This is a genomic window from Streptomyces sp. NPDC001027, assembly GCF_040299045.1.
Classification (GTDB): Bacteria; Actinomycetota; Actinomycetes; order Streptomycetales; family Streptomycetaceae; genus Streptomyces.
Map to the genome: position 1 here is coordinate 1 of NZ_JBEPBI010000286.1, position 9,086 is coordinate 9,086.

A 9,086-nucleotide genomic window follows, 5' to 3' on the forward strand; every position below is an offset into this window, starting at 1 on the left:
GTGGACGACGGCGGTGCCGAGTCGCCGGGCGAGATCCGCCGAGCCGTCGGCCGACCCGTTGTCGACGACGATCGCACGCCAGCCGGCGGGAATGCGGGAGAGCACCCAGGGGAGCGCCTCGGCCTCGTTCAGACAGGGGAGGACGACATCGACGTCCTCGAGCGGGGGAGGGGTCATCACGCCTCTCACCCTACGAACGCGAATCGGGCATTTCGGAGTCCGGCTCCTTACGAAACACGGACGTCGACGAGGGACGGGGGCCGCGGGAGCGACGCGAGGCGGCCCGCGGTGCGAGGCTGGCCGTATGGAACATCAGCCGTATGAGCAGGCCGCGGACGCCCCCGCAGGCCGGGGGACCGGGGCCGCCCGCGCCCGGATCCTCGTCGTCGACGACGATCCCACCGTCGCCGAGGTCGTCGCGGGCTACCTCGACCGCGCCGGGTACCTGGTGGACCGGGCGGGCGACGGGCCCGCCGCCCTCGCCGGCGCCGCCGCCCACTGGCCCGACCTGGTGGTTCTCGATCTGATGCTGCCCGGCATGGACGGCCTCGAGGTGTGCCGGCGACTGCGCGGCCGAGGCCCCGTCCCGGTCATCATGCTCACCGCCCGCGGCGACGAGGACGACCGCGTCCTCGGCCTGGAGGTCGGCGCGGACGACTACGTCACCAAGCCGTTCAGCCCCCGCGAACTGGTGCTCAGGGTGGAGTCCGTGCTGCGCCGCACCCGGCCCGCGGCAGACGGGCGGGCCCTCGGCGCGGCCGGACTCACCGTCGACCCGGCGGCCCGGCGCGCCGCCCGCGACGGCGCCGAACTGGCGCTGACCCTCCGCGAGTTCGACCTCCTCACCTTCTTCCTCCGGCATCCCGGACGGGCGTTCAGCCGCGAGGACCTGATGCGGGAGGTGTGGGGCTGGGACTTCGGCGACCTGTCGACCGTCACGGTGCACGTCCGGCGGCTGCGCAACAAGGTCGAGGACGATCCCGCCCGGCCCCGCCTGATCCAGACGGTGTGGGGCGTCGGCTACCGCTTCGACCCGGCCGTCCCGGCCGGCCCGGGCGAGGAGTGACCGTGCGCGACAGCCTCCTCATCGCCCTGTACGCCCTGCTCGGCGCCGGCGCGGCCGGACTGCTCGGCGCGGGGACCCTGTGGCTGCTGCGCCGCCGCTCGCTGACCAGCTCGCTCACCGTGGTGGCGGCCGTCGCCGTGACCGCCATGCTCGCGGGCACCCTCGCCGTGGCGCAGGCGATGTTCCTGTCCCCGCACGACCTGAGCGTGGTCACCACGGTGGTCGCCATGGCGGCCGTGGTCTCCCTGGTCACCGCGCTGGCCCTCGGCCGCTGGGTGGTCGCCCGCAGCCGCGAACTCGCCCTCGCCGCCCGCTCCTTCGGCGACGGCGGCGACTTCACCGCACCCCACGGACCGGCCACCGCCGAACTCGCCGCACTCAGCCGCGAACTGGAGGCCACCAGCGCGAAGCTCGCAGAGTCCCGGGAGCGGGAGCGCGCGCTGGAGTCGTCCCGGCGTGAACTCGTCGCCTGGATCTCGCACGACCTGCGCACCCCCCTCGCGGGCCTGCGCGCGATGTCCGAGGCGCTGGAGGACGGCGTCGCCGCCGACCCCGCCCGCTATCTGCGCCAGATCCGCACCGAGGTCGAACGTCTCAACGACATGGTCGGCGACCTCTTCGAGCTGTCCCGCATCCATGCCGGAGCCCTCGCCCTGTCCCCGGCCCGGATGTCCGTCTACGACCTGGTCGGCGACGCCCTCGCCGGGGCGTACCCGCTGGCCCACGAGCACGGCGTGCGCCTGGTCGGGGACCGGGTGGAACCCCTGCCGGTGGAGGTGGACGGCAGGGAGATGAGCCGGGTCCTCGGCAACCTGCTGGTCAACGCGATCCGCCGGACGCCCGCCGACGGCACCGTCATGGTGAGCGCCGAACGCTCGCCCGACGGCGTGGTGCTGTCCGTCTCGGACAGCTGCGGCGGCATCCCCGAGGAGGACCTGCCGCGCGTCTTCGACACCGGCTGGCGCGGCACCCACGCCCGGACGCCGCCGGCGGGCGCCGGACTGGGTCTGGCGATCGTCCGCGGCATCGTGGAGGCTCACCAGGGCCGGGCCACCGTGCGCAACATCCCCGGCGGCTGCCGTTTCGAGGTGGTGCTGCCCGCGGCAGCTTCATGACGCGGGCAGCACCACCGGCCCGGTGCGGTCCTACGCGCAGCGCATGCCCGCCGACGCGAACTCCCGCATGCCTTCGGCGAAGCCGACCTGCGGCTTCCAGCCCAGCTCCGCCCGCAGCCGGGACGAGTCGGCCGTGACGTGCCGGACGTCCCCCAGCCGGTACTCGCCGGTCACGACCGGCTCCGGCCCGCCGTGGGCCGCGGCCAGCGCCGCCGCCATCTCGCCGACGGTGTGCGGCTCACCGCTGCCGGTGTTGTACGCGGTGAGCGCACCGGCGGCGGCATCCGCCTCCAGCGCGGCCGCGTTGGCCGCCGCGACGTCCCGGACGTGCACGAAGTCCCGTCGCTGCATCCCGTCCTCGAACACGCGCGGCGCCTCGCCGCGGGCGAGCGCCGAACGGAAGAAGGAGGCGACCCCGGCGTACGGGGTGTCCCGGGGCATCCTCGGCCCGTAGACGTTGTGGTAGCGCAGCGACACCGCCGACCCGCCCGTCGACCTCGCCCACGCGGCGGCCAGATGCTCCTGGGCGAGCTTGGTGCTCGCGTACACGTTGCGCGGGTCCGCGGCCGCGTCCTCGCCGACCAGCCCGGGGGACAGGTCCCGGCCGCACGCCGGACACCGAGGCTCGAAACGCCCGGCCGCCAGGTCGGCGACGAGCCGGGGCCCCGGCCGCACCGCACCGTGCCGTGCGCAGGTGTAACGCCCCTCCCCGTAGACGACCATCGAGCCGGCCAGCACCAGCCGCCGCACACCCCGCCCGGCCATGGCCGTCAGCAGGACGGCGGTGCCCATGTCGTTGCGGGAGACGTACTCCACGGCATCGGCGAACCCGGCGCCCAGCCCGACCAAGGCGGCCTGGTGGCAGACCGCGTCGACCCCGTCCAGGGCACGCGCCACCGCCTCCTCGTCGCGCACGTCCGCGGCGAGGTCGGCCCGCACGTCGAACACGACGGGTTCGTGACCGCGCGCCAGAAGCGCCTCGACCACATGGGACCCGATGAACCCGGCGCCGCCGGTGACCAGTACACGCATGACGTCACGCTAGACCGGCGCACCCCTGGTGACCTGGTCCGCGCCCGTCACGTCATGGCTTCGTAAGACTCAGCCGAGGGCCGCCCCGCCCCGCGGCGCGCACTCCTCGTCCGTGAGCAGACACGCGGTGAGCGCCGCGATGTCGTCCTGCAGCCGGTCGTGGCTGTGGGCCAGCAGGTCGGTGTGCAGCCGGTTCAGCAGCTCGTCGGGCGGCAGCACCCCCCAGGAGCGCAGCCGCCCGTGCAGGGGGTAGAACGCGCCGCCGGGATCACGGGTCTCGGTGACGCCGTCCGTGTACAGCAGGAGTTGGTCGCCGGGCCGGAAGGCGTAGTCCTCGACGTGATACGGATCGCCGCCGACGAGCATGCCGAGGTTGAGCGGCGGGGCAGAGCGCCCCCGGTCGAGTTCGCGGACCCCGTCCGGCCCGATGAGCAGCGGGGGCGGGTGACCGCAGTTGACGATCCGGACGACATGGTCGCCGGCGCGCACCTCGGCGAAGACGGCGGTGACGAAACGCTCGCCCGGGTCGGGCCCGCCGGTCACCGTCGCCCTGCGGCTCATGCTCGTCTCCATGCGTCCCGCCAGGGCCGGGAGACCGGGCTCGTCGTACGCCGCCTCGCGGAACGCGCCGAGCAGGGCGGCCGCGGTCTCCACCGCGAGCAGACCCTTGCCGCGGACGTCGCCGATGAGGAGCCGCACCCCGAACGGCGTGGGGACGGCCTCGTAGAGGTCACCGCCGATGCGCGCCTCGGCCGCGGCGGCGAGATAGAGGCTCTCCAGACGAAGGCTGCCGATCCGGTGGGGGACCGGCCTGAGCAGGACGCGCTGCGCGATGTCGGCCACGAAACGCACGTCGGCGAGTGTGCGTTCACGACGGATCCGGTGGGCCGCCAGGATCGTGCCCAGGGCGCCCACCAGGGCGGTGCAGACGTACGAGGCCACGTAGTGGCGATCCCACAGCTGACCGACGGACCGGCCCGCGCAGCACGGGGTGCCGGCCAGCACGCCTTCGAAGAGGACGGCGAACACCGTGGCGCCGGCGACCACGTAAGGACCGTGGGCGAACGCCGTCAGCAGCGGCACGGCGATCAGTGCGAAACTCACCGGCCACTGCGGGGGCGTCACGGGCTCGATCAGCAGCAGGACGACCACGTACATCAGCGCGAGTCTGCGCACCCACGCCGGAGGCGCGGGCGGTAGGTTCCGCGCCGTCACGGCGGCGCCCGGCCGCCGGTCGGGGAACCCCTGGCTCACCCCTGGCTCCAGCGCGCCACCCGGTGGGCGTGCCGTGCAGGCGGGCGGCATGTCGCTCGGTCGGGGTTACACGGCCTTCGCACAGCGGACTCCTGTCACACGGCCCGGGCAAGAGGTCCAGCCTGCTGTGCGCAGCCGCGGCACACCGGCGATTGCTCCGCCCGGCGGCATGTTCGCCGCCGCGCACCCACTCCGCCGCCGCCCCCGTCGGCGGGTCGAGCGGAGGTGAGCCGGGACGCGTCAGACGGTCGCCGGCTCCTTCTCCTCCGCGGCGGCTTCCACAGCGGCGGGGACGGACTCCGTCGAGTAGAAGACGGACTTGCCCTGCTTGCTGCGACGGACCTGTCCCTTGGCCACCAGAGCCTCCAGGGTGCTGCGCACCACCGTGATCTTGACGCCGCGCTCGGGGTGGGAGCCGGTGAGCGCGTCGGTGACTTCGAGGGCCGAGCGGGGCGCACCCTCGCGGGTCAGGTGACTGACGACGAGGTCACGCAGCGTCGGACCGTCGCCGGCCTTGGACGCCGGCTTGGCGGCGGGCGCCTTCTTGGCCGCCGGCGCCGACGCCTTCTTCGCCGCCGGCGCGGACTTCGTGGCCGCCGAGGCCTTGGACGCCGGCGCGGACTTCGCGGACGACGCCGCCTTCGGCGCGGGCTTCACCGAGGAGCCGGCCTTCGGCGCCGACTCGGCCTTGGGGGAGGACGTCGCCTTCCTGGCGCGCGCCTTCTTCTTCGGCTCACCGGCCTGAGCGGCGGCGGGCGCGGCCTGACGGGGAACGGAAGCCGTGGGCGCGTCGGCGGACGCCGCCTCGCCCGTCTGCTCGGCCCCGCCGAGCGCCTGCTGCATGTTGAGCAGCAGCGCGTGGTCATGACGCAGTGACTCCAACTTCTCCTGAAGCGCGGTCACTTCGCCGCTGAGACGCTCCTGCTCCTCGGTGTTGTGCTTCAGGTCGTCGGCCAACCGGGCGGCGTACAGCGGCCTGAGGCTGGTCGTCTCGTCTTGGGTGTCGGCCATGAGGGCCCTCCTTGGAGTGATGTGCCGTGGTTTTGCCGCATAGTACTCACCCTGCTCATGACCGCGTCGCACATGCGCACAATCTCCCGCGACCCGGCGACCCGCGCCCCCGTGGTCCGCACCTCGCGCCCCCACCGCCCGCAGTCGCTCAAATCCGGTGAACGCTCACTGCTGCGCGGGCAGTTGCTGCTCGGTCCAGATGACCTTGCCTTCGGGGGTGTAGCGCGTTCCCCAGCGGTCGGCGAACTGGGCCACGAGGAACAGTCCGCGGCCGCCCTCGTCCATGCCGGCGGCGCGGCGCAGATGCGGTGAGACGCTGCTCCCGTCGGACACTTCGCAGATCAGACTGCGGTCGCGGATCACGCGCACGGTGATGGGGCCGGTCGCGTACCGGATGGCGTTGGTGACCAGTTCGCTGAGGATCAGTTCCAGGGTGAACGCCTCCTCGTCCAGTCCCCAGTCGTGCAGCAGGCCGCTGACACAGGCCCGCACACCGGACACGGCCGCGGGATCCGACTCCACCTCCCATACGGCGGTCCGGTCACCGTCGAGCAGCCGGGTGCGGGCGACGAGCAGGGCGACGTCGTCGCGCGGGGTGGCGGGCAGCAGGGCGTCCATCACCGCCTGGCACATCTGTTCAGGTGTGCGTCCGGGGTGTGCGACGACGCCGCGCAGCCGTTCGATCCCCTCGTCGATGTCCCGCTGCCGTTCCTCGAGCAGACCGTCGGTGTACAGCACGATGCTGCTGCCCGGCGGCAGTTGGATCTCCGTCTTCTCGTAGGGCAGCCCGCCCAGTCCCAGCGGCGGTCCGGCGGGCGCCCCGGCCGGCCGGGCCTGGCCGTCCGGATGGACGACGAGCGGCTCGAGATGACCGGCCCGCGCCATCGAGCACCGGCCGGACACCGGGTCGTAGACCGCGTACAGGCAGGTGGCGCCGGTCAGGGTCGGGGTGTCGCCGTTCTCGTCGTCCCGGTCCTGGTCGATGCGGGTGACGAGTTCGTCCAGGTGCCAGAGCAGTTCGTCGGGCGGCAGATCGAGCGACGAGAAGTTGTGGACGGCGGTGCGCAACTGCCCCATGGTGGCGGCGGCGTGCAGGCCGTGCCCGACGACGTCGCCCACCACGATGGCGACCCGCGCCCCGGGCAGTGGGATGACGTCGAACCAGTCACCGCCGACGCCGCCGCCGAGGCCCGCCTCGGCCGGCAGATAGCGGTGCGCCACCTCGACGGCGCTCTGCTCGGGGAGCGCGTGCGGGAGCAGGGTCCGCTGCAGGGCGACGGCCGTGGCGTGCTCGCGGGTGAAGCGGCGGGCGTTGTCGATGCTCACCGCCGCACGGGCCACGAGCTCCTCCGCGACCGAGACGTCCTCCTCGTCGAACGGCGTGGGTTCCCGCGACCTCCAGAAGGTCGCCACCCCGAGGATGACTCCGCGCGCCCGCAGCGGAGCCGCGATCATCGAGTGGATGCCGGAGGCCACCAGCGCGCGAGCGCGGTCGGGGGCCTGCGCCTGCCAGCCGGAGAACGCCGCCATGTCGGCCTCCAGCACCATCCGCCCCGAGCCGAAGCCGGCGGCCTGCGGGGTCGAGGGGTCGAAGTGGATGAGCTCGCCGGTCGGATACAGCGGTGTGCCCGTGCGGACGCCGTGCAGCGCGACCCGGCGCAGCTCCGTGATGTTCGCCAGGTTCGGCTCCTCGCCGCGCAGCACGGCGTCGGCCAGGTCGACGGTGACGTAGTCGGCGAACCGGGGCACGGCCAGTTCGGCCAGTTCCTCCGCCGTGCGCGTCACGTTGAGGGTGGTTCCGATGCGCAGGCCGGCCTCGTACAGCAGGCTCAGCCGCTCCTGGACGACCTCCACGCGCCCGACCAGGGCGCTGAGTTCCGTCGTGTCCCGCACGGTGGTGACCGAGCCTCCGGGGCCGGGCAGTCGCTCCATGGGACGCTGGCTGACCGCCAGCAGCCGGGCGCCGACCTTGAGCACCTGGTCGGTGGCCGTCGTGCCGGACAGCAGGAGTCGTTCGGCCCTCGGCTCCAGGCCGAGGCTGCTGACGGGCTGCCCCTCCACGTCGGCGTCGAGTTCCAGCAGGCGCCGTGCCTCGTCGTTGGCCAGGAGCAGCCGGCCCTGCTGGTCGATGATGAGGACCCCTTCGCGCACCGCGTGCAGGACGGCGTCGTGGTGCTCGTACATCCGGGTCATCTGCGCCGGACCGAGTCCGTGGGTCTGCCGGCGCAGCCGTCGGCTGATCAGCGCGCTCCCCGCGGTGGCCGCCGCGAGCACCAGCGCCGTCGCCGCCAGGACGAGCGGCGCCTGCCGGTCGGCCGCCACACTCACCCGTTTGACAGTGATGCCGGCGGAGACCAGCCCGACGATCTTCCCGCCCGGGTCCCTGACGGCGACGACCGTGCGCACCGACCGGCCCAGCGTCCCGGTGGTCGTCTCGGTGACGACTCCGCCGTGCTGGGCCTTGGTGATGCTGCCGATGTAGTGCTGACCGATGCGCGCGGGGTTGGGATGGGTGTAGCGGATGCCGTCGACGCTCATCACCACGACGAAGTCCACGCCGGAGCGGCGGCGCGTCTGCTCGGCCTGCCGCTGCAGGGCCACGGTGGGCTTCGGCTCGCCCAGGGCCTGGACGACGGAGGGGGAGGAGGCGACGGCGGAGGCCACCGCGAGGGTGCGGTTGCGGGCCTCGCGCTCGGCATCGGTGCGCGACTGGAGCAGCAGGGCCGCGACCGCGGCCGCCACCAGCACGAGGATGATGAAGACCTGAAGAACGAACACCTGGCCGGCGACGGTTCGTAGCCCTTGCCAGGACCGCAGACGACCGAGCCGTCGATCCATAGCCCCATCTAACCGCGCCGCGCATCCCCCATCACCCCAGAACGCAGGGCTTCGGCGAACTCGTCACACGCGGTGGCCCGGTGTGCACTCACGGCACGCTCCGATTCCGTGCGGCCGGGCGGCGTCAGCCGGTTCGGCCGCCGACGGGCCCGGAACTCTCACGGACGATCAGATCGGTGCCGGCGAAGGTCGGCTCGGATGGCTGCAGGCCGCTCTCCAACTGGCCGCGCAGCAGGGCGAAGGCGTCGCGGCCCAACCCCTGGAAGTCCATCCGCACGGTGGTGAGGGCGGGCGTGAGGAAACCCGAGTGCGGGGCGTCGTCGAAGCCGACGACGCTGACGTCGTCCGGCACCCTCCGTCCGGCGTGGTGCAGGGCGCGCAGCACGCCGAGCGCCAGGTCGTCGTTGCCGCACAGGATCGCGGTGATCTCGGGGTCCTCCGCGAGCCTGCGTCCCTCGTCGTAGCCGACCTGCGCGTCCCAGCCCGCGCCTCCGTGCGGGTCGGGCGGGGTGACGCCGGCCGCCTCCAGGGCGGCGCGCCAGCCCTGGGCGCGGGGGCCTTCGGGGCCTTCGGGCTGCCGGGCGCCCACGGACGTCGGGATGGCGAGGTAGTGGACGGTCCGGTGGCCGAGCTCCAGCAGGTAAGCGGTGGCGGCCCGGGCGGCCTCGCGGTCGTCGGCCCACACCGCCGGACGGGGAGGGGTCCGGCCGGGCGGCGGGGCCTCGACGACGGCGGCGCACGGCACGTCGGCCGGGACCCGCTCCAGCGCC

At 73.8% G+C, this 9,086-nt stretch carries 7 protein-coding genes and 1 pseudogene; 2 read left to right on the forward strand and 6 right to left on the reverse strand.

Features of this window, described 5'->3' with window-relative positions; all coding sequences use genetic code 11:
* A pseudogene (locus ABT300_RS38055) lies at positions 1 to 177 on the reverse strand (glycosyltransferase); the annotation flags it as partial.
* Between the two features lie 127 nt (positions 178 to 304).
* On the opposite strand from ABT300_RS38055, the gene ABT300_RS38060 reads away from it, so the two are divergent.
* Entirely contained in the window at positions 305 to 1,066 is a 762-nt protein-coding gene (locus tag ABT300_RS38060; RefSeq protein WP_351686005.1) for a response regulator, read from the forward strand.
* 2 nt (positions 1,067 to 1,068) lie between these two features.
* A complete protein-coding gene (locus ABT300_RS38065) occupies positions 1,069 to 2,181 on the forward strand; it encodes a sensor histidine kinase (RefSeq protein ID WP_351686007.1) in 1,113 nt (370 codons plus the stop codon).
* Between the two features lie 30 nt (positions 2,182 to 2,211).
* Here the strand turns inward: ABT300_RS38065 and ABT300_RS38070 are convergent, their stop codons facing one another.
* The 5 genes from ABT300_RS38070 to ABT300_RS38090 form a co-directional block, all read right to left on the reverse strand.
* Positions 2,212 to 3,213, reverse strand: a complete 1,002-nt coding sequence (locus ABT300_RS38070) for an NAD-dependent epimerase/dehydratase family protein (protein WP_351686009.1) — start codon at positions 3,211 to 3,213, stop codon at positions 2,212 to 2,214.
* A gap of 69 nt (positions 3,214 to 3,282) precedes the next feature.
* Positions 3,283 to 4,371 (reverse strand): PP2C family protein-serine/threonine phosphatase, encoded by a 1,089-nt coding sequence (locus tag ABT300_RS38075; RefSeq protein ID WP_502978079.1) that lies wholly within the window; start codon positions 4,369 to 4,371, stop codon positions 3,283 to 3,285.
* 336 nt (positions 4,372 to 4,707) lie between these two features.
* Positions 4,708 to 5,478, reverse strand: coding sequence for a hypothetical protein (locus ABT300_RS38080; protein ID WP_351686013.1), 771 nt, complete (start codon positions 5,476 to 5,478; stop codon positions 4,708 to 4,710).
* Positions 5,479 to 5,643: 165 nt separating this feature from the next.
* Positions 5,644 to 8,316 carry a SpoIIE family protein phosphatase gene (locus ABT300_RS38085; RefSeq protein ID WP_351686015.1) on the reverse strand — a complete coding sequence of 891 codons (2,673 nt, stop codon included), beginning with the start codon at positions 8,314 to 8,316 and terminating at the stop codon, positions 5,644 to 5,646.
* 124 nt (positions 8,317 to 8,440) lie between these two features.
* Positions 8,441 to 9,086, reverse strand: a 646-nt coding sequence (locus ABT300_RS38090) for a substrate-binding domain-containing protein (RefSeq protein WP_351686017.1), incomplete at its 5' end; no start/stop codon positions are given.